This is a genomic window from Cytobacillus sp. NJ13, from assembly GCA_030348385.1.
Lineage (GTDB): Bacteria > Bacillota > Bacilli > Bacillales > Cytobacillaceae > Cytobacillus.
Map to the genome: position 1 here is coordinate 706,752 of JAUCFP010000006.1, position 21,223 is coordinate 727,974.

22 protein-coding genes and 1 pseudogene are annotated in these 21,223 nt (G+C 39.7%); 17 read left to right on the forward strand and 6 right to left on the reverse strand.

Annotation, left to right across the window (positions count from 1 at the left end):
* The first annotated feature begins 803 nt into the window (after positions 1 to 803).
* The 3 genes from QUF73_03420 to QUF73_03430 all read left to right on the forward strand — a co-directional run bounded on the left by QUF73_03420 (position 804) and on the right by QUF73_03430 (position 2,916).
* Positions 804 to 1,199 carry a hypothetical protein gene (locus QUF73_03420; GenBank protein MDM5225250.1) on the forward strand — a complete coding sequence of 132 codons (396 nt, stop codon included), beginning with the start codon at positions 804 to 806 and terminating at the stop codon, positions 1,197 to 1,199.
* A gap of 118 nt (positions 1,200 to 1,317) precedes the next feature.
* Positions 1,318 to 1,440, forward strand: coding sequence for a 5'-3' exonuclease H3TH domain-containing protein (locus tag QUF73_03425; GenBank protein MDM5225251.1), 123 nt, complete (start codon positions 1,318 to 1,320; stop codon positions 1,438 to 1,440).
* A gap of 126 nt (positions 1,441 to 1,566) precedes the next feature.
* Positions 1,567 to 2,916, forward strand: coding sequence for a S8 family peptidase (locus tag QUF73_03430; protein ID MDM5225252.1), 1,350 nt, complete (start codon positions 1,567 to 1,569; stop codon positions 2,914 to 2,916).
* Positions 2,917 to 3,443: 527 nt separating this feature from the next.
* Here the strand turns inward: QUF73_03430 and QUF73_03435 are convergent.
* Positions 3,444 to 4,277, reverse strand: coding sequence for a TIGR02206 family membrane protein (locus QUF73_03435; protein MDM5225253.1), 834 nt, complete (start codon positions 4,275 to 4,277; stop codon positions 3,444 to 3,446).
* Positions 4,278 to 4,453: 176 nt separating this feature from the next.
* Here QUF73_03435 and QUF73_03440 point away from each other — a divergent pair, with 176 nt between their 5' ends.
* From QUF73_03440 to QUF73_03480, 9 genes and pseudogenes are all read left to right on the forward strand, one after another.
* Positions 4,454 to 4,921, forward strand: a complete 468-nt coding sequence (locus QUF73_03440; GenBank protein ID MDM5225254.1) for a flavodoxin — start codon at positions 4,454 to 4,456, stop codon at positions 4,919 to 4,921.
* On the forward strand, positions 4,914 to 5,801 hold the full coding sequence (locus QUF73_03445) for a hypothetical protein (protein ID MDM5225255.1): 888 nt from the start codon (positions 4,914 to 4,916) through the stop codon (positions 5,799 to 5,801). Before QUF73_03440 ends, QUF73_03445 begins: the two co-directional genes overlap by 8 nt.
* Positions 5,802 to 5,816: 15 nt before the next feature.
* Positions 5,817 to 6,266, forward strand: a complete 450-nt coding sequence (locus QUF73_03450) for a flavodoxin (protein MDM5225256.1) — start codon at positions 5,817 to 5,819, stop codon at positions 6,264 to 6,266.
* 32 nt (positions 6,267 to 6,298) lie between these two features.
* On the forward strand, positions 6,299 to 6,439 hold the full coding sequence (locus QUF73_03455; protein MDM5225257.1) for an FbpB family small basic protein: 141 nt from the start codon (positions 6,299 to 6,301) through the stop codon (positions 6,437 to 6,439).
* A gap of 429 nt (positions 6,440 to 6,868) precedes the next feature.
* Positions 6,869 to 7,018 (forward strand): annotated as a pseudogene (locus QUF73_03460) (GNAT family N-acetyltransferase).
* Positions 7,019 to 7,182: 164 nt separating this feature from the next.
* The gene (locus QUF73_03465; GenBank protein MDM5225258.1) at positions 7,183 to 9,423 is read left to right on the forward strand and encodes an excinuclease ABC subunit UvrA; all 2,241 of its coding nucleotides are present in this window, start codon (positions 7,183 to 7,185) and stop codon (positions 9,421 to 9,423) included.
* Between the two features lie 81 nt (positions 9,424 to 9,504).
* Positions 9,505 to 10,266, forward strand: a complete 762-nt coding sequence (locus QUF73_03470) for a GNAT family N-acetyltransferase (GenBank protein MDM5225259.1) — start codon at positions 9,505 to 9,507, stop codon at positions 10,264 to 10,266.
* Positions 10,267 to 10,268: 2 nt separating this feature from the next.
* The gene (locus tag QUF73_03475) at positions 10,269 to 10,616 is read left to right on the forward strand and encodes a DUF3221 domain-containing protein (GenBank protein ID MDM5225260.1); all 348 of its coding nucleotides are present in this window, start codon (positions 10,269 to 10,271) and stop codon (positions 10,614 to 10,616) included.
* Between the two features lie 35 nt (positions 10,617 to 10,651).
* Positions 10,652 to 11,053 (forward strand): hypothetical protein, encoded by a 402-nt coding sequence (locus QUF73_03480; GenBank protein MDM5225261.1) that lies wholly within the window; start codon positions 10,652 to 10,654, stop codon positions 11,051 to 11,053.
* A gap of 242 nt (positions 11,054 to 11,295) precedes the next feature.
* Here QUF73_03480 and QUF73_03485 read toward each other — a convergent pair whose 3' ends face one another.
* The 4 genes from QUF73_03485 to QUF73_03500 form a co-directional block, all read right to left on the reverse strand.
* Positions 11,296 to 11,670, reverse strand: a complete 375-nt coding sequence (locus QUF73_03485) for a metal-dependent transcriptional regulator (GenBank protein MDM5225262.1) — start codon at positions 11,668 to 11,670, stop codon at positions 11,296 to 11,298.
* A 618-nt stretch (positions 11,671 to 12,288) separates the two neighbouring features.
* Positions 12,289 to 13,230, reverse strand: a complete 942-nt coding sequence (locus QUF73_03490; GenBank protein MDM5225263.1) for a metal ABC transporter substrate-binding protein — start codon at positions 13,228 to 13,230, stop codon at positions 12,289 to 12,291.
* A gap of 35 nt (positions 13,231 to 13,265) precedes the next feature.
* Positions 13,266 to 14,123, reverse strand: a complete 858-nt coding sequence (locus QUF73_03495) for a metal ABC transporter permease (GenBank protein ID MDM5225264.1) — start codon at positions 14,121 to 14,123, stop codon at positions 13,266 to 13,268.
* Complete coding sequence (locus tag QUF73_03500; protein MDM5225265.1) at positions 14,123 to 14,869, reverse strand: metal ABC transporter ATP-binding protein; 747 nt, start codon at positions 14,867 to 14,869, stop codon at positions 14,123 to 14,125. Before QUF73_03500 ends, QUF73_03495 begins: the two co-directional genes overlap by 1 nt.
* Positions 14,870 to 15,220: 351 nt before the next feature.
* Here QUF73_03500 and QUF73_03505 point away from each other — a divergent pair, with 351 nt between their 5' ends.
* The 4 genes from QUF73_03505 (at position 15,221) to QUF73_03520 (ending at position 19,855) form a co-directional block, all read left to right on the forward strand.
* The gene (locus QUF73_03505; GenBank protein MDM5225266.1) at positions 15,221 to 15,799 is read left to right on the forward strand and encodes a glycerol-3-phosphate acyltransferase; all 579 of its coding nucleotides are present in this window, start codon (positions 15,221 to 15,223) and stop codon (positions 15,797 to 15,799) included.
* Positions 15,800 to 15,802: 3 nt separating this feature from the next.
* Positions 15,803 to 17,413, forward strand: coding sequence for an aminotransferase class V-fold PLP-dependent enzyme (locus QUF73_03510; protein MDM5225267.1), 1,611 nt, complete (start codon positions 15,803 to 15,805; stop codon positions 17,411 to 17,413).
* Complete coding sequence (locus QUF73_03515) at positions 17,400 to 19,229, forward strand: LTA synthase family protein (GenBank protein ID MDM5225268.1); 1,830 nt, start codon at positions 17,400 to 17,402, stop codon at positions 19,227 to 19,229. Before QUF73_03510 ends, QUF73_03515 begins: the two co-directional genes overlap by 14 nt.
* A 395-nt stretch (positions 19,230 to 19,624) precedes the next feature.
* On the forward strand, positions 19,625 to 19,855 hold the full coding sequence (locus QUF73_03520) for a hypothetical protein (protein ID MDM5225269.1): 231 nt from the start codon (positions 19,625 to 19,627) through the stop codon (positions 19,853 to 19,855).
* Between the two features lie 59 nt (positions 19,856 to 19,914).
* On the opposite strand, the gene QUF73_03525 is transcribed toward QUF73_03520, so the two are convergent.
* The gene (locus tag QUF73_03525; GenBank protein MDM5225270.1) at positions 19,915 to 20,394 is read right to left on the reverse strand and encodes a DinB family protein; all 480 of its coding nucleotides are present in this window, start codon (positions 20,392 to 20,394) and stop codon (positions 19,915 to 19,917) included.
* 218 nt (positions 20,395 to 20,612) lie between these two features.
* Between QUF73_03525 and QUF73_03530 the strand changes: the two genes are divergently transcribed.
* Positions 20,613 to 21,221, forward strand: coding sequence for a hypothetical protein (locus tag QUF73_03530; GenBank protein ID MDM5225271.1), 609 nt, complete (start codon positions 20,613 to 20,615; stop codon positions 21,219 to 21,221).
* The last annotated feature ends 2 nt before the right edge of the window (positions 21,222 to 21,223 follow it).

Sequence of the window (21,223 nt, forward strand, 5' to 3'; positions counted from 1 at the left end):
CTGTGGGAAGCATGGCGACGAAAGTACAAAGCTTCATAGAAAAAAAGTCGCCATATAAGATTTATGACGACGAAAGACCGTAGACACCAGGAAAAACGGTCGTCATAAGGGCTCTATGGGGACGAAAATTCCGAGGTCCAAGTAAAAATGGTCGGCATAAGAGGTTCATGACGACGAAAAATCGGAGGCATCAGGAAAAACGGTCGCCATAAGGGGTCTATGAAGACGAAAAATCGGAGGTCCAAGTAAAAATGGTCGCCATAAGAGGTTCATGACGACGAAAAATCGGAGGCATCAGGAAAAACGGTCGCCATAAGAGGTCTATGAAGACGAAATTACTGAGGTCCGAGGCAAAACGGTCGTCATAAGAGGTCTATGAAGACGAAATTACTGAGGTTCAAGGAAAAAGGGTCGCCATAAGTGGTTCATGAAGACGAAAATACGGAAGTTCAAGGAAAAGGGTCGCCATAAGAGGTCTATGAAGACGAAAATACGGAGGTTCAAGAAAAACGGTCCCCCAAAACTATAAAACTAAATTATCATCAATTATTCAATTTTCTTGACAATGATAATCATTTTCATTTAAAATAAATTTCACCAATGATAATCATTATCACTCAATTTGGTTTACATAATAATAATCTAATCTGAGGGAGGGATATAAGTCGATTAAACATCACATTTGCGGCTGGTGCGGCTATATGGCGGATACTGAATCTGATGAAAATTACGAAGCCCACTGCCCTTGCTGCGGTTTGGATCATATCGAGGCAGCTGAATATGACATGTAGGAGAGTTGAAAAATGAGTGAACTTTATTTTGCAATAGATCATTTTGATCATCAAATCGATTGCTTTTGCCCGGATGCTGATCATGTTAATATACTGCATTTTCAAAAGGGAGATTTAATTGAGGTCACTCCTGAGCGTAAATATACAATGCTGGGATGCTATGCGCTTGTGGTGATTAATGGACAGCAGGCATTTTACATGGCTATAGAGGATATTGAGAAATATTTCATGAGTGAATGCATATCATCACAGTTGGATATAGACCTGAAAATCAATTATCTGCAATATAAAATTGATCAGGATCTTGAAGCGGGGGACAAGGACTCTTTTGCAGAGAATAGCAGAAAGCTGAGCGAAACCTGCAGCCTGAAAGAGGAATTGGAATATTACATAGCCAAGGCCATTTAAAGTGAGTAAACAGCAAATAAAGCTAACGTGCCTGAGCGTTAGCTTATTTTTCTTTTTTTCGTTTTTATAACTCATCTTTCCCATTAAGTCTAAATATGAAGGTTTAGAACCTATTCAAATCATTGAACTTAAAGCAATAATGGGAGATTCCTCTGATAATATTCCCGGGGTCCCAGGTATAGGAGAAAAAGGAGCTATGGGGTTAATGGAAGTGGAGCCAGATTATAATACAAGTTTATAGAATTTTTCGCCAAACATAACGTGAATGCAGTATCTATCCCTTTTTTTGTGTTATAGGGGACAAACACCGCTTCATTTTTTCAGCCTTTTCATAGCTTATTATTAGCTATTGGAAAGGAGGACAAACATGTTTGGATTTTCAATGATAAAAATGGTTCGAACTCATGCAGAAAAGCTGGATCTCCCCCTGCGCCAAGATTTACTACATCTTTACACGCCGTTTAAATGGACACCTTGTTTTTTGCATTCTCCTCTAGAAAAAGTCCTGAAAAAAACAAAAAGCTTTCCTGTAGTCGTTGAATTCAAGGCTGACTCCTGTTTCTCTGATGCTTTCAAGGAATGTCAAGTTGTTTCTGAAAGACATTTTAGGACAAAGGTAAACAGAAGCTTTTCAAGCATTTCCTGCTGCAGTATGGATATGACGCCAGCCGCATTGGAAGATCTATTATCTTCTTGCTCACATATACAGAAAATATATTATGACCGAGAAGTCCAAGCCCTGCTTGATGTCGCTACTCCCTCTGCAGAGGCAGGAGATGTAATAAGTGAAAGCTCTTTAACAGGACAAGATGTGACCATTGCAGTAGTTGACACAGGAGTGTACCCGCATCAGGATTTAGGGGATCGCCTTATAAACTTCATGGACTTTGTAAATGAACGTACTGTTGCGTATGATGATAATGGCCATGGCACACATTGTGCCGGAGATGCTGCGGGTGATGGTACGGCATCAGGCGGAGTTTATCGGGCACCTGCTCCGAACGCTAATATAATAGGCGTAAAAGTACTTGACAAGCTTGGTTCTGGATCTCTATCCACTGTCATGGCAGGGATACAATGGTGCATTGATTATAATAGCAGCCTTCAAGATGATCAGCCGAAAATTGACATCATCAGCCTGTCACTGGGAAGTTCACCTGTTGGAGATCCTGAGGACGATATGATGGTAAGAGCGGTTAATGCAGCATGGGACGCAGGTATTGTTGTTTGTGTTGCGGCAGGGAATTCAGGTCCGGATGCTGGTACAATTTCCAGTCCTGGCATTAGTGAAAAAGTAATAACAGTCGGGGCAATGGATGACCGGAACACTCCGGTACGTGAAGGTGATGTAATCGCCGGGTTCTCAAGCATTGGGCCTACACCGAGTGGCGGAGCAAAACCTGATATTGTCGCACCGGGTGTTAATATTATTTCACTGCGTTCGCCAAATTCCTATTTAGATAAACTGCAAAAATCAGCTCGAGTTGGCACTGATTATTTCTCACTATCCGGTACATCAATGGCAACGCCAATTTGTGCAGGAGTTGCAGCGTTAATTCTTGAGAGCAATAGGCAGCTGAAACCGAATCAGGTAAAAGAGAAACTTATGATGGGTGCTGAAACATGGGGAAATCCACAGAATCCGAATAATAAATACATCTATGGTTCCGGATATATTAGCGCCAAAAATTCAATCCTTGAAACAAACAATCAATAATTGTTTTACAGTGCGATTCTCTCAGAGTGAATCGCTTTCTTCTATTTAGGGAATATAATATCAGAATTGCAGAGAAATAATAAATTGAATTTTCTTAAGCGGGAACGAGTGACAAGAAAGAGTATTTCTTTGTTTAATGAAGTAAGGCAAAGAGGTATTAACCAAATATACTAGTAATTGAACAGCTAGTTGAGGGTGGAAGAGAAATTATTTCTGTTTCTGCAGGATAGTGACTAAAAATGTAAAAAATATGCTTTAGGAAATTATTTAGGTCTAGAGAGGCTGAGCTGTCTGAATAAAGTTGTTTCAGACAAAGGCATCTTAATTTCCTCATTTCAACTATAGGGGATCCTGTGTTTAATAAGGACAAACGAAAAAGGATAAAAACCATAAAAAAAGAAAGCGAAATGGCTGCCTATTTTTTTGCGATTATATATCTTAATTAAAATGTGATTTTGAATTTTTTTCCTCCAGAACGGAACCCGTTAATCTTCAGGCAGCTTTTCTTTTGAAATCAGACCCGTTCATTAAAAATGAGAGCGTCCTTCATTGCTTTTCTCCCGTTTTCTCATGATTAGCCATGTGATTAAGCAGATGACAATCAATAAACTCTCCAAAGTGAAAATATACCACGGATAAGGACCAAGCACGTCAAAGAAGCTTGGGGTTTTAGGTTTATGGCGCAAAAACCAATAATTTCCGTCCATTTGATTGTTTATCAACAGAATGACAGGCAAAAGCAGATTGATAAAAACAATTAGTTTTACCACCGAATGGAAGGTTAGATAATACTTTATGGCCCACAAAAAATATAAGGCTACCCATACAACCATCATGTGGGCATAGAAAAAGTGAATATAGCGAAAATGGGGGAAGCCGTATGTTAGCGCAGGAGTAAATATAGCTTGAGTGGCACCCAATATCGCTATAAAAAATAGCAGTTCGAAAATAATTTTCTTTCTAGTCAATAGTAAAACGATACATAAAATAAGACCGATATTACACAACTCCAATGGCATGGATCGGCCAAATTTCCAGACTCCATTCACGATCATCCAAACATGATTCAGTATTTCAATCAATAATAAAGAAATGGCGGATCCAATTTCAACTCTTCTCCACACATCACCATTCATCTTTTTCCGGTATAGAAAAATCGCACATGATATAAGTAAAAAGATAGCTAAAGTAATAAGATGACTGGCAGAAAACATTTCGAAATGAAAAGACTTATGACTGCTGCCAAACCATTCCATCGTGCACACCCCGAGTCTGATTAGTGAAACAGGCATAATATGTGCATCGCCTGGGGTTTTTATGCGTTTATTCGCTATTGCATGAAGTCTGAATTTTCGACTCATTCATTTAAGGAAACACCTTTTTAAAATATTTCTTCTCATCTGGCTTCACACCCCGTTTTTACATCCGTTAGGAAAAAGGTCTCAAATATGAATAAAACAATTGACATTGATAATCATTATCATTTATTATCAGTTTAACAATAATTGAAAATCATTATCAGTTAGGAGGCTGTGGAATGAAGGTTTTCATTGGATATTTAAGTATGTCAGGAAATACGGAAGATATGGCTTCCATACTGAAAAAAGTTCTTGCATCTAAAGGATGTGAAGTGGATATGGAAAGCCTGGAATTGGCAGAAATTCATAGTATCCTTGCCTATGACTGTATTTTCATTGGTGCTTATACATGGGGGGATGGCGATCTTCCTTATGAAGCTGAGGATTTTTTTGAAGAATTGAATGATCACGATTTAACAGGAATACATGCTGCGTGCTTTGGTTCTGGTGATTATGCTTATCCAAAATTTTGTGCAGCAGTGGATACGCTTGCTGACAAATTGATTGAAAGAGGAGCCAATGTTTTTCAGCAAAGGTTAAAAATAGAACTCAACCCTGAAACAGATGAGCAGATTCTTGAGTGTCAGCAATTTGCCGAAGCTGCCTATGAATGGGCAGTGAAAAATGAGGAGATGGAACATGTTTGATAAGGGCTCCACTGCAGTGCTATCAACCCCAGATCTTCCTTTCATAGTAGCAGTAAAGCACGCGGGCATTTATTCCTTTGAGGATGGAGACTGGTTCCTTCAGTATGGGTTAACACAAAATATATACAAACTTGTGCAATTAGGTCATTTCATATTCGGAATCGGTGACAATGGCACAATTATCCGGTACGATCTGCAACGGAAAAAATGGAATCAGACCTCATTCCCAACCGCCCAGCGGCTGTGGGATATTACAGGAAACCAGAGGGGATATATCGTAACCCATGGGGGCAGCTGCTTATACATATCACATAATTTTGGTTCTGATTGGTCTGTTTTAACTCCATTTCAAAATATGTCCCAAAAGCCCCTTATCCGATCTCTGCTATATCATCAGGGGAGCATTTATATTGGAACACAAATCAACTCCCAGAATGGAGGGTTATGGAGATATTATGTTGGAAGCGGGGAATTACAGCTCATAAAAAAAGAAAAGCATTCAATGATTTCCTCGATTTATAGAGATGAAAATGACCTTCTTATCATTGCAAAGGGAAACGCCCGATCCGGTATGGGAACGATTGAGATGCTGAATCCTTTTACGAATAGATGGAGTGTATGCCAGCAGCCTATAGCAGAAAGAGCTTTCCTGGATATTTTTGAGGCGAATGAAAAAGTATATGCCACGACGAGTCAGGATGAAGACGGTTTTTCAAGAATCTACGAAGTCCATAAGAAAAGCCTGTCCCTGAATCCCATTGAAACCGTAGCTGGACATGGATTCAGGGGTGCGGGCTTTGAAGACCAGCTTTTTATCTGTTCACATAGAGAAAGTAAATGGATAAGCCACAGTTATAATACAACAGCATTAATTCATTGATAGGAGTGAAGAGGAATGAAAATTGGCGTATTTTATGCAAGTATGTCGGGGAACACTGAAGCAATTGCGGACATAATCTCGGGGGAGCTGAAGGATCAAAATCATGATGTGGATTTAGAAGATTTTATGAGTGTTCAAAGTGCTGCTGAACTGCTAAACTATGATCTTACTTTTATTGGAATGTATACATGGGGAGATGGTGACTATCCTGATGAATGTCTCGATATGATTGAAGAACTCGAACAGCTGGATCTCGAAAATCATTCCTTTGCCATCTTTGGATCAGGAGATACCACCTACCCTGAATTTTGCGGCGCCCTTGATCACCTTCGAAGACTTATAGAAGAACAGGGGGGAACAGTTGTCGGAAATCCCCTGAGAATAGAGTTTAATCCGGAACCGGAAGACGAAGAGGAAATAAAAAAGTTTGTCTCTGAAGCTTTGATGTTAAAGGAAACCTGCTGAGTATGGCAGCAAGCTTAGAAAGGATGGCCTTAATGAAAAAGAAAACATTTCATAAACTAGTAGAAGAAAACATGAAAACTATCCTAAAAGATAAAGATCAATTGGAAGAAATTTATCGAAGGATTGATGAAAATATTTTGATGGAGACAGAAAAAACAAGAGTAAATCAATAGGAATATTCAGGCTGGAAAAGTAAAGAAATATGCGTTTCTGCAATATGCAGGGACGCATATTTTATATCAGCAGTCCGTTTTTTACCGTTTGGGGAAAACTGCTGCTGTTTTAAATTTCAAAAAAAATCCCCCCATGGGGAATGAAAGAATAACTCATTATTTTGATTTTTTCTCATTCGACTTTTCCTTTTGAAGCTTTTCTTTTTCCAGACGCTCAGCATCCTTCTTAAACGCCTCCATCGCTTTGTAAAAAAGGAGAGTCATCGTTTTTCACCTCCTTATCTTTTTACTTCGTTAACTTCTTACATTTTCCTTTGGGAATTATTAGATTGTAAACATTTGGCAGGAATTAATACATTTTAGGAGAATTCATTTTTCAAGGCAAGGTGCTTTTGGATAAAAAATTGTGAAGGTGTGTTTAACTTGAGCCATTCAGTAAAAGGCATAGGAAATGCATTGCTTCATCATTGCTTAAGAGATATGAAAGAAATAGGTTATGAATATGCCATTATTGGAGGAGCAGGGCCAATAGAGTTTTATGAGAAAGCTTGCAGGGCTGTTGTCATTCCTTCTATATAATCTATCACTCATCGGCAGCAGCGAGCCGATCTTATGGGAAGGGTCGTTTTTCCACTTAAAAATAATTAGAGAATATTGTTGCAATTTGATTTTCATTATTGGTATGATGGTTCTCCGCGCATATTTCATACATAAGAAAAGTGATTTCAAAAGGAGCTGATTATGTGAAGCAGGAATTCATCGAAATTTTCAATGCCAGAGTGAACAACCTGAAAAATATTGATCTGCAGATTCCAAAAGGAAAGATCACGATATTTACAGGTGTCTCCGGTTCAGGCAAATCATCTATCGTTTTTGATACGATTGCCCAGGAGGCAGGCCGCCAGTTAAATGAGACGTACAGCAGTTTTCAGCGGCTTTTTCTTCCAAAATATAGCCGTCCGGAAGCAGATGAAATCAACAATCTTTCTACTGCCGTTGTAGTCGATCAGAAGCGGCTCGGCGGAAATGCCCGATCCACACTTGGAACCGCTACAGATATTAATCCTCTTCTTCGCCTGTTATTCTCCAGGTTTGCAGAACCTCATATAGGTTACAGCAACGCATATTCATTTAATGATCCCAGCGGCATGTGCCCGAAATGTGAAGGGATTGGGAGAATAATTACGCTAAACCTCGATGCTGCTCTTGATAAGGAAAAAAGCTTAAATGAAGGAGCTATTCTGCTTCCGGGTTTTGGGCCTGGAACATGGCAATGGAAAGCGTATGCGGAATCAGGATTCTTCGATATTGATAAAAAGATTAAAGATTATACAGAAGAAGAATTTAATAAGCTTGTCTATGCAGAGCCGCAAAAAGTTACAGTCAGCTATATGAATAATGATATGAATGCAACCTATGAAGGCCTGGCCGTCAAATTTATGCGGCAGCATGTGAAAAGGGACAAGGAGACTTCAAAAGCAGGCGAGAAGCTCCTGAAGAACTTCAGCACCATGACTGAATGCCCTTCCTGCGGAGGAAAGCGGTACAATGAGAAGGTTCTTTCATCCACAATCAAAGGCTATTCCATTTATGACCTGACGTCCATGCAATTGGATCAGCTAATTAACACCCTTCCAGAGATTACACCACCGGAAGCTAAGCCAATCGCTGAAGGGATCATGGAACGATTGGAAAATCTTTGTGATATTGGGCTTGGCTATATGGATTTGACAAGGGAAACACCAACACTATCGGGCGGTGAATCCCAAAGGGTGAAAATGGTAAAATATTTATCCAGTAACTTAACCGGCCTCATGTACATATTTGATGAACCCAGCACCGGCCTGCATCCGCGGGATGTCCACCGGTTAAATGAATTGCTGGTTCGGCTGCGGGACAGGGGCAATACCGTACTAGTTGTCGAGCATGATCCGGACGTCATCCAAATAGCCGATCATATCGTTGATGTTGGGCCTCAAGCCGGAACACACGGGGGAGAGATTATGTATACCGGCAGTTACCAGGATTTCTTATCTTCTGACACATTAACTGCCAATTATTTAAACCGCAGTGCAGAAATTAACGCAGATCCGAGACAGGTTTCCGAGTTTATGGAAAGCAGGAAAAGCAGCCTCCACAATTTGAAGAATGCGAGTCTTTCAGTTCCAAAAGGGGTTTTTACTGTTATTACCGGAGTAGCGGGTTCCGGGAAAAGCACACTTGTGAACGAAGTGTTTGCAAAAGATTTTCCGGAGGCAATCCGTATTGATCAAAGCCCGGTCCACGCGAACATACGGTCCAATCCGGCAACTTTCACTGGCATTATGAATTCGATTCGCAAATCTTTTTCAGATGCCAATGGAGTGGAGAGCGGGTTATTCAGCTATAATTCGACCGGGGGCTGTCCGTCATGCGGAGGCACTGGGTCGGTTGAAATCAATTTATCTTTTATGGATACAATGGAAGTCGAATGCAGCGAATGTCACGGAAGCCGTTTTAGGCAGGACGTGCTCCAATACTTATATAAGGGAAAAAATATTGTTGAAATTATGGAGATGTCAGTAGCGGATGCTGTGGAGTTCTTTGATGCAAAAGATATTCAGAAAAAACTCAAAGCTCTGGAGACTGTCGGTCTTGGCTATTTGTCATTGGGACAGCCGCTGACTACTTTGTCAGGAGGCGAATGTCAAAGGCTAAAGCTTGCAAAGGAACTGAATACTAAAGGAAACATTTATATACTCGATGAACCAACTACTGGATTGCATATGTCCGATGTCGCTAATATACTGGAAATCATTCATAAATTGGTGGAAAAGGGCAATACCGTTATAGTCATTGAACATAATCTCGATGTTATCCGAAAAAGTGATTGGATCGTTGATTTAGGTCCGGATGGAGGAGCTGGAGGCGGTGAAATCCTGTATGAAGGACCGCCGGCAGGAATTTTGGAATGTGAGCGATCGGTTACTGCACAGCATCTGTAATGAAATAAGTATAAGAGACCAAATGGCCATGGAATTTTTTCAATGGCCATTTTCCTTATCGCTTAAGTGGAGGTGATTACTATGGATAAACTATTAAAAGACCTGAAAGCAGCAGGTGTACACAGTATAAAAAGTGATTCCGGGATTATTTTGGAAATCTTTCAAGATGAACTAATATGTCTCAATAAAGTAGATTATTTAATAAATAGGCTTCTTACCTTGGAGGAGAGCAGCATTGAAAAAGTAAAGCTGGAGTGCCCTCAAGGAATTTTGGATAAATTAATGGTCACGCGAGGAAAAATGAAAGTGATTGGTGAAAGAGTTATTTTTAAAAAGCAGTTTGCAGAATGTGAGAATGAAAAAGTCCCTCCTTATGAAGTTTGGCCGCTCCTTAACAAAAGTTCCATTGCCTTTTTATCTGAAGTTATGAATTTTACTTATGAACTTGCTGAGAAATTTTTAAAGAGCATGAAGACAGAGCTGCCTGAACAAGCAGATAAAATGTTTACGGTTTATACTGTTAATTCTGAACCGGCTGGAGCCGTTTTTCCTCATTTGGAACCTGACCGGGACCGGGAAGGAAGGATGTTTTGGATCGGCATCCACCCTGATTTTAAGGGTAAAGGGTATGGTAAGAACCTGCATTTAATAGGGCTCCATAGATTGCAATATGATTTTAAAGCAGAAAAATATCTCGGGGCAACCCGCGCCGATAATGTCGAAATGAGAAAAATTATGGAGACGAATGGGTGTATACAGGAGAGTAACTCTGTTTACTCCTTAGAGTATTCATTTTCTGGATACTCAAGAATGATGGATAATACACGGTTGGAGAGAATATAACAATGAAAAGAGTAATCGCCTTTTTTTTCTTACTAATAGCATTGTTATTGCTATGGTTTATGGGCAATTTAAGTCAGCAGGCTCAGGTTAATGAGGGGACTTCCACTTTGGAAGGAATAATCGTTATGAAAGAAAATATCGTGCTGTTTATTGAAGATAACGGATTTACGAAGGCAGATGCAGAAACACGATCTGTTAATGAAATAATCGGAAATTATAGATCTGTTTATAAATTGAATAATGCTGTTTTGAGTGGATTAAAGAGTGGAGATAAGGTGAAAATCTGGTACTCTGAAATACTGGAATCCTTTCCGGCACAGGTAAAGGTGTTAAAAATAGAGAAATTGTAAATAGGAATTATGTTATTTGGGAGGGGCTATTCTAAATGGAACAATACACAGGCTTTTTCATTACACTGCTGCTCATTTTTACCATTGTGGTTTTCAGCAAGTATATATTTTGGTGGGTAAAGAGCTTAATCGTGGCCTATTATATAATAGTTTCCTATTATTTTATAACTGTAAAAAATAGGATTGATAATGAATTTAAAGAAGTGTTGCCGGTCCCTGATGCTTATTGGGATCAAAATTCAGGATGGGTTGACAAAATAGCTAATTACTTATTTCTTCCGCTTGCAGCAATCCTGATTTTCATTTATTTTAAATGGTTTACCAAGGTGCAAAGTAAGAAGGCAAAAATTCTTATTCTTATTAGTTTGATTCCATCAGTTATTCTTTTTATGTTTTTCCTATTTTTATTTTCTTTTGCATACGGGTATAGGCCTTAATATTTTAACCTGCCTCCTTAGGCATTTAAGTCGGAGATTAGACTATGAATGGTGGGAATTGTCAAAACTTGAAAGAAAGTCCTGGATGATGCCGGGGCAGGACCTGATCGAGCAGCAGCTGGATCAGCATTGGTTTTTAAAATTAGTTTGATATTAGCCATCTTCATTGTAATCTTGTCACTTTTTATAATGAAAACGGAATAAATCAGGGCAAAAAAACGCTTGAATGTTCAATGAACATCTCAAGCGTTTTTCTTATGATCTTCTATAAAGCTCTTTATTTTAATAATAACTTCCGTTCCGATATGCATTTCAACTTCTCTAACGTTCTTACGGATCAGTTTCTCTTCAATTCCAATTATTTGATAAAACTCCATTAATACCTGGTGATCCTGAAATAGGTTTTTGCCAATTTCTAAACCTTGTTCTGTCAGTTTTACTGTTCCATAGGGCTGAAAGTGAATGTAACCGTCCGATTTAAGCTTTCCAGCCATTTTGGATGCAGCTGAGGCGGTAACCCTCAAAACCTTTGCGATGCCGGAAATGGTCGCATGCCCATGTGCTTCCTGTAATAGATAAATCTCCAGAATATATCTCTTTGAACTAATGGGGATCACAGGTTTCACCTACTTGCTGGAATTGTGTCCTTTATAAATAATAGAATAAGTAGAAGGGTACATATGGGGAAGAATCGTGCCCTTCAAATTCAAAAAACAGAGCTAAAGGGCACAAAAGCATAAGAATCGTGCCCTTCAAAGTCAAAAAACAAGCTGAAAGGCACAAAAGCATAAGAATCGTGCCCTTCAAAGCCAAAAGACAGAGCTGAAGGGTACAAAAGCGTAAGAATCGTGCCCTTCAAAGGCAAAAAACAGAGCTGAAAGGTACAAAAGCATAAGAATCGTGCCCTTCAAATTCAAAAAACAAGCTGAAAGGCACAAAAGTATAAGAATCGTGCCCTTCAAAGTCAAAAAACAGAGCTGAAAGGCACAAAAGCATAAGAATCGTGCCCTTCAAAGGCAAAAAACAGAGCTGAAGGGCACAAAAGCCTGAGAATCGTGCCCTTCAAATTCAAAAAACAGAGCTGAAAGGTACAAAAGCGTAAGAATCGTGCCCTTCAAAGGCAAAAGCCAGACCTGAAGGGAACAAAAGCATAAGAATCGTGCCTTTCATTGCTACAAGACTAAGAGAAATGGAACCACTCCGGGCTATACACCCATTCTGCTTCAATATTTCATTTACCGGGTCAAGCCTTCTTTAATGGTTTTAATATTCCATTCCATCATCGAGATGTACGTATCGCCGTCTTCACCCGGCTTTGCCAAGGAGTCTGTAAACACTTTTCCCATGATAGGAACATTGGTTTCATCTGATACGGCTTCCATGCTTCTTGCGTCAATGCTTGTTTCCAGGAATAGTCCGGTAATTCTTTTTTCATTAATAATATCCACAATTCTTGTTATTTGTTCTGGTGTTCCCTGGTTTTCCTGATTGATTTCCCAAATGTATTCTGCCTGGAATCCGTAGGCTTCGCTGAAATATTTAAAAGCACCTTCACTTGTAACGAGAACCCGATCATTTTCTGGAATTTCATTAAATTGTTTAACCGCTTCATCATGCAGCTCTTGAAGCTTTGCAATATATTCTTCCGCGTTTTTTTCGTAAACTTCTTTATTGTCTGGATCTGCTTTAATAAGTCCATCTCTGGCATTTTCCGCGTATTTTATCCCATTTCGAATGTCCAGCCATGCATGCGGATCTTCTTCACTTTCTTTGCCCTTTGTGGTTAAGTGCATGGCATCAACGCCTTTGCTCATCAGGAACACTGGCGCATCTTCACCGTCTTTTCCGGCAGTTTCCATCAATTTATTGAACCATGAGTTGCCGGCCTCCAGATTCAGCCCGTTGTAAAATACAGCATCTGCATCCGTTGTTTTTTGCACATCCTCAGGAAGCGGGTCATATTCGTGGGGATTGGATCCAACGGGAGCTAAACTATGAATCTCAACCAAATCCCCGCCTACATTTTTAACAATGTCATACACAATCGAATAGGTAGTCACCACTTGGATTTTTCCATCTTCATTTGCTGATGTACTTGTTTTTCCGCTGCTGCAGGCTGACAGGAATAACACAGAAAGAAGGGATGCAGCTAATAAAAGAAAGCCTTTTTTAATCATCGTTTTACCTCCTGAAAAATTTGATTATATTTAAATTAAACTAATGAAGCTCTCTTCTTCTTTACTTTCAGCGATTTCCATATTAGCCCATGCTTAGGTGAGAATAAGAAAACGAGAATGAAAATAGCAGTGGCAGAAATGACAATCGTAGCTCCTGAAGCTAAGTTGTAGGTGAAGCTAAAGTATAGTCCTACGATGGATGAAATCACACCAATTCCAGCCGCAAGGAAAATCATCATCCACAGGCGCTCGGTTAACAGATAAGCTGCCGCCGCCGGAGTAATCAGCATGGCAACAACCAGGATTATACCAACTGTCTGGAGGGAGGCAACGGTTACCATTGTCAAAAGAGTCATTAGGAAATAATGAATGAAACGCACTGGCAGTCCGTAAGCTGCTCCCATCGTTTCGTCAAACGAGGTGACCAATAATTCTTTGTAAAAAAGGTAAACAGCCGTCAATACAATCAGGCTGATGCCCAATGTGATCCACATGTCGGATAATCTTACGGCCAGTACATTACCAAATAAAATATGGTATAGATCTGTACTGCTTTTTAGCATGGTAATTATTATGATTCCTGAAGCAAATGCCGCTGTAAACATAATTCCAATCGAGGTATCATGCTTTATCCGGCTGTTTTGGGATACAAAACCAATGGCGATAGCTGTAATCACACCGCTGATGACTGCCCCAAAGAAGAAGTTAACCCCCAGCATATACGAAATAGCGACGCCCGGAAGTACGGCATGTGATATGGCATCTCCCATGAGAGCCATTCCTCTGAGGATGATAAAGCACCCAATGACTCCGCAGATAATTCCTACCATAACCGAGGTTAATAACGCTTTTTGCAGAAAACCATATTGCATGACCGCTTCAATAAAAGCCATTATAGCGACACCCCAATCTCATTCATAAAAGCAAATTGCCCCTTGTATGCTTTTGCAATTACTTCAGGTTTAAACACTTCTTCAACGGTCCCAAAACTGATCAATTCCTTATTTAGGAGAATTAACTGATTGAAATAATCATTTGCTTTACTTAAATCATGGTGTACAACAATCACAGTTTTTCCTTGTCTGCAGAGCTCCTTCAAAATGTTCACAATGGTTTCCTCACTGGATACATCAACTCCAACAAATGGCTCATCCAGAAAGAACAAATCCGCTTTTTGGGCAAGTGCTCTCGCCAGAAAAACTCTCTGCTGCTGGCCGCCTGATAGTTCCCCAATCTGCCTTTTGCTGAACTCCTGCATGCCAACTCGCTGAAGGCATTCCATGGCCCACTCTTTATCCTTTTTCTTTGGACGGCGGAACAGTTTTAAATGGGGGTAGGTCCCAATAAGAACTACATCAAGCACAGTGATTGGGAAATCCCAGTCAATGTCATTCCGCTGCGGCACATAGGCAATACTCTTGCGCACTTCAGAAATAGGTTTTCCCAGTACTTTTACTGCACCTTTATCCTTTGGTATGAGATTTAGCATGGCTTTTAGAAAAGTTGATTTTCCTGCGCCGTTTGGCCCGATAATTCCTACCAGATTACCTGTATTAACGGAAAGGCTAACTCCAGTCACCGCTTCATTTCCAAAATAGGAAACATGCAAATCGTCTATGCTAATTGCTGAATCCTTCATTATTTTTATCCCCCTTTATTTCCCATATTTAAATTGGTTCAAATTAATTGTTTATGTGCAATTATACGTCACATGGACAAGAATTATGGTTTTATTAAAAAGTTTTGCCTTAATGCAAATTATATGCGATTGCTAAACAATGTCAACACAAAATAATTATTTTTACAGAAAGTTTAATGTTGGCATTAAAATAGGTGAATTATGAAATCAGGCTCTGGCATTCAATTTGTTTAATGGTAAAATTAGGGGTGTTATACTATCTTTATTAGTTAATAGATTGTAATTTTGTAAATATATGAAACTTTTTACCCTTTTTGATCGTTTAATTAGTATAAGGCGGGATATGTGCTTATGATCGATGACGTGTGGACTGCTCTGATGGTTATGATCTTTTCTTACACATTAGGTAGCGTAACCGGGGCTTATTATGTGGTTAAATACATAGCAAAAGAGGATATAAGAAAAAAGGGGAGCGGGAATGTAGGGGCTACCAATGCAGGCAGAGCACTCGGAAAGAAGGGGTTCTTGCTCACAATAGCAATTGATGCTGGAAAGGCATGGGCCGCTTTATATTTAACTGATCTTTTGTCTGAAGGTGATTATTTTTTAATCCTTAGCGCTGTTTGCGTGCTTATCGGCCATTTATTTCCAATTCAGCTGGGGTTTCATGGCGGGAAAGGAGTGGTTGTCTACTTGGCTTCTGCCTTGTATTTGGAACCACTAACAATAGCGATAATGGCCATCATGATGGGAATTGCCTATGCAGTTCTCCGGAAGTATACAATATCAGGTTTTATTTCCATGGCTTCCATACCGATAACAGCCTGGGTGATTGGTGACTCATTCATCATATCTGCAGGACTTCTGCTGCTACTTTTCATTGTCCTGATTTCCCATACCAACTTCATCATGCCTAAACATAGGAGGTAAACTGTGAATATTATCTGCAAAATCGCAACCGAACCTAATGAATTTGAACAAATTCATCAGCTGAACTACCAGACTTTTGTGGAAGAAATTCCTCAGCATAAGCAAAATGAAGAACAGCATTTAATTGATAAATTTCATGAAGAAAATACATATGTCATTGCCAAGGCTGGCGAGGAAGTCGCAGGAATGATCGTAATCCGTGCCAAAAGGCCATTTTCGCTTGATTATAAACTTCCCAATCTCGAAGAATACTTGCCTGTTAAAGGGGAATTTTGTGAGGTCCGCTTGCTGTCAGTCAAAAAAGAGTATCGCAGCACGCGTGTTTTTTATCAGCTTTGTGAAAAGCTTGTAGAGCTTTGCCTCGAAAAAAATTATACGATGGCGCTGATATCGGGCACGGTCAGACAGCTGAAATTATATAAGCGGATTGGGTTTCTGCCTTTTGGTCCTCTGATAGGAGAGGAGGGAGCCCGGTTTCAGCCCATGTATTTAACAAAAGAGAATTTCGAACGTTCAACGAAAGCCTTTGAACGCTTAATGGCCAGAAATTCAGGACCCGCCGTTCAGCATTCATTTTTGCCGGGTCCTGTGCCCATTCATGCAAAAGTGAAAAGGGCTTTTTCAGAAGAAGCCATATCTCATCGCAATCATGATTTTATCAGCGGTTTGAAAGACTTGCGTACTCAATTATGCAAGTTAACAGATGCCTCTCATGCTGAAGTTGTTGTTGGCACGGGAACACTTTCCAATGATCTTGTGGCAGCACAGCTGAAAAACATCGAGGGGGATGGGCTGATCCTGGCCAATGGTGAATTTGGCTTTCGTCTCATTGATCATGCAAGAAGGTTTCAATTATCTTTTCAAACGATTGAAAGAGAGTGGAATGAACCGATTTCCCACGAAGAAATAGCCTGCATGCTGAAAGAAAACCCCTCCATAAAATGGGTGTGGACCGTGCATTGTGAAACTTCAACCGGGTATGTATTCGATATCAGAGGCATTCAAGAGCTATGCGGGGAGCATGGTGCCGAGCTTTGCGTGGATGCGTGCAGCACGGCCGGAATTATTCCGCTGAACCTTAAGAATATTTATTTTGCATCGACCGTCAGCGGAAAGGGATTTGGTTCCTATCCGGGTCTGGCAATCGTGTTCCATCGTGACAATATTAAAGAGAACAGTGCAGTTCCAAGATACTTGGACTTAAAGATGTACGAAGAAAACCAAAGCATTCCATACACCCATTCTTCCAATCTGGTCTGCGCATTAAAAGAGAGTATAAAGCTGATAGATTATGAGAAATTAAATCTTTTGTCTGGAAAAGCAAGGATGAAGCTGAAAGAAAGCGGATTTTCCGTTCTGGGGGACGATGATTATTCGCCTGGCATCCTGACTATCAGTTTGCCGCAGTGCATTTCCAGCAGGGAATTTGGAGACGCATGCAAACAGATAGGAATTCTTCTAAGCTATGAAAGCAGGTACCTGCTTGATAGAAATTGGGTTCAGGTGGCTCTAATGGGGGCACAGGATGAGCAGAAGGTCATGTCATCCATCGAAATGATGGCAGGTATTTTAGAAAAACAATATGAAAAGCGGTATGATTATGAAGTTATTTAAAAGACTTTCACCCATTTGGTTTGCCGTCATTTTTACCTGGATTAAAACGGTCATTGTATCCTTTATCGGATTTAATTTGCATCCGGAGAACTGGACTGATATTTTATTTATGCTTTTAAGCCCGATCGGGGCCATAATGGTCATTCTTGGAGTTAATATTTATTTTAAGCGAAAGGTGAAACCGGCAGCCATTTTTGCAACGATGGTGATTTTGACAGGCATTCTTTTTGGGGATTTGCTTTATTATCGTTTTTATACTGATTTTGTAACCGTTCCGATCCTTTTTCAGTTTAAAAATGTCGGAGGGATTGGACCGAGTACATTTGAATTGATTAGTCCATGGGATCTTCTGTTATTTGCTGATCTGGCCGTTTTTTGGCTTTTCTATCTAAAACGGAAGTCAGTACATGTGCAAATCACAGCTAAATCAAAAAGATTATACACGGCTGTCAGTCTGGGATTTGTAATCATGACCATCATTCTCGGCATCGTGAAAGTGCCTCATTTATTTTCGGAATCATATAATCGCCAGCAGCTTGTTAAGCATATTGGCTTGTATCAGTATCATCTCTATGATATTGGCATCGCCGCATCATACCCGCTCAATCGCGCTTTTGCCAGTCCATCTGACGCTGAGGCCTCAGCGGAGTATGTCCAATCTCAAGAAGATAAGCAATCAGATTACTTTGGTGCGGCAAAAGGAATGAATGTCGTTCTGATCAGTATGGAGTCCACACAGAATTTTGTTATCAATCAGAAGGTGAATGGCCAGGAAATAACGCCATTCCTTAATTCACTGATTGAAGACAGCTTTTATTTCAGCAAGGTCTATGATCAGACAGCACAGGGGAAAACGTCCGACTCTGAATTCATGATCGATACAGGCCTTTATCCATTATCCAGCGGATCGGCGTTTGTCAGAAAAACGGAGAATGCTTATCGAAGCCTGCCGCATATTCTTTCTGATGAGGATTATTACTCAGCTGTTTTCCATGGGAATGACGCTACGTTCTGGAATCGGGAGGCCATGTATGATTCTCTGGGGTATAACCGATATTTTTCAAAAGCCGATTATTTGGTCACAGAAGAGAATTCAGTGAACTACGGCATAAAGGATATCCCATTTTTCCAGCAATCCATACAGCATCTGGAAAAACTGCAGAAGCCTTTCTATGCCAGGTTTATCACACTGACAAACCATTTCCCATTTTTGCTGGAGGAGGAAGATCAGTTCATTCCTGAAGCCAGCACGAGTGAAATGGTCGTTAACCGCTATGTGACAACCGTTAGATATCAGGATGAAGCCATTAAAACATTCTTCCAGGACTTAAAAGCAAGCGGACTCTATGAAAATACAATGTTTGTATTGTATGGCGACCATTATGGCATATCGGACAAATACGAACATGGCGTTCTGGAGATGCTGGGGCAGGAAGATACCATTGTTAACCGAATGCAGCTGCAGAGTGTGCCGCTTATTATTCATGTGCCAGGAGTGGAAGGCAAAACGTTTTCGAACATTGGCGGGGAAGTTGATATTAGGGCAACGATCCTTCATCTGCTCGGAATTAGTTCTGAAGATAACTTTAGCTTCGGGCAAAACCTTTTTACAAGGGATCCCAATCATCCAGTTATTTTCCGGGATGGAAGTTTTATGGCTAAAGACTACTTTTACAAAGCCGGTAAATGCTTCAAGAGCGAATCGGAAGAAGAAACAGACATCAATAGCTGTGAACCATTAATGGATATCTCGAGAAAAGAGCTTGGGCTATCTGATGATATTGTGCATGGGGATTTGATGAGGTTTATGGAATAAAATAGTAAATAAAGAGAGGATTGCAAGAAATCCGTTTTTTGACCGCAAAGAGAAGTGATTAGTATTACTGGTATTTTAGGAATGCTGCCAATAGGGAATAAGATTCATTTGAAAGAAAACTTGAATAATATTATTAAGGTGGTTCCAGCTATTCGCTGGAGCCATTTTCTTTGCAGGTTCGTGAAAAGTCTTCATATGCTTTGTTTTAAGTTAATCGATTCTACGGTTAGAATATTTTGGTTTTTAAGAAAGTACTGAGCCAGAAGAGGATTTTCTTATTCGAAAAAATGAATCTTTCCCCAATAGAAAAATAGATGACATCATTAGGGTGCTTATCCAAGCATTCTTTCACAGAATGCATATTTTAAAGTAAATGGGACAAGGAGGTGATTTAGATGTCATGTGGAAGAAGATTTGATAATGTAGCAGGTGCATTTGATCGTGATGACAGAAGAAGAAGATTTGATAATGTAGCAGGTGCATTTGATCGCGATGACAGAAGAAGAGATATTGATGTGGATAATGTATTTATCCGTGCCAATAGGGTTATTGTTGTCGAGGATGATAGAAGAGATCGCAGAAGAAGTGATGATGATAGAAGACGCAGAAATTGCTGTCCATGGTAAACTGAATTTGATTAAAGACTGTTGAGAAATTTCTTTCTCAACAGTCTTTTCATAAATATTTAGTCCAGCATAGAAGAAATGGATCGATAGATGCGTTTGATTGTTTCCATATGCATCGCTTCATGATAAAAGCCAAATAGAAATGCCTCTCCAGTTGTGTGAAAGGTTATTCCACCGCGGTTTGTATATGGGCTGGGCAGTTTTTGATCCATACGCCCATGAAGAAATGTCTTTATTCTGGGTTTTTGTTCGGTTAAGACAGATGCAATTTCGACGAAAGACGGCGGTGGTTCAGTCCAATCGGCAGGCTTAGTTCCAGCACCAAATAAGCGTTCATAGTTCAACGGGACGTTCATTTCTTCACCTGATATTCCAAAGACTAGCTTTTCCTGCACAAATGCAATATGCCCGAAGTTCCAGCGGATACTATTGTTAAACCCTTCTGGAATGATATCAGCCATTTCTTCAGGTATCTGTTTGATCGATTTTTCAGTAATGCCCCGCACTGTTTCCATATGGTCAAAAATAGTCTGTTCCAATACACTCACCCTCCATAATCATGCTCATTGGATAATGTTCTAGGAATTCACTTCATTTTCCTACATCTATATTTATTTTTATATAAAAGAGCTATGAATGAAAATTAATGACCTTAAGTCTCAAGTCCTATAAGCATATACAGCGCAGGCTTCTTAATCTATAGACCGTGTATCTTTATTATAAAAATATAATCATATTTTTGATAAGGAGATACGTTATGTCTAATCAAAAGATCTATATACTCCTTACGGATACCGGAACGTTATTTACCCGGCTTATTAAGCTTTACACAAAAAAGCCGTATAATCATGCTTCAATTTCACTTGATCCTGAGTTAAAAGAAGTTTACAGTTTCGGCAGAAAAACGGCGAAAAATCCATTCATAGGCGGTTTTGTTAAAGAAAATATCCGAGGAGAATTTTTTAGCAACTCAAGATGTACAGTCATTAGCTGTTCTGTTACAGATGCACAGTTGAACAAGCTTAAAGCATTCATAAATAAGATAGAATCTGAAAAAGAAGATTACGCCTATAATCTGCTTGGTCTATTTGCAATCATGTTTAATAAACAACTCTCTAGAAATAATGCTTTTTTCTGCTCTCAATTTGTAGCAACTGTCTTACAGAGGTGTGAGATTGTTCGTTTTACTAAACCGCCCTCGCTTGTTATACCACATGAATTTATGGAAATGGAAAATTCCCATGTTGATTTTCAGGGAAACCTGGAAGAGTATTTCCTGAATATAGACAGCCAGACTATAAATATAAACACATACGTTTCATCCCATGGCCAGGATCAGTTCGGACAATCAATGGCAATTTCCTAATG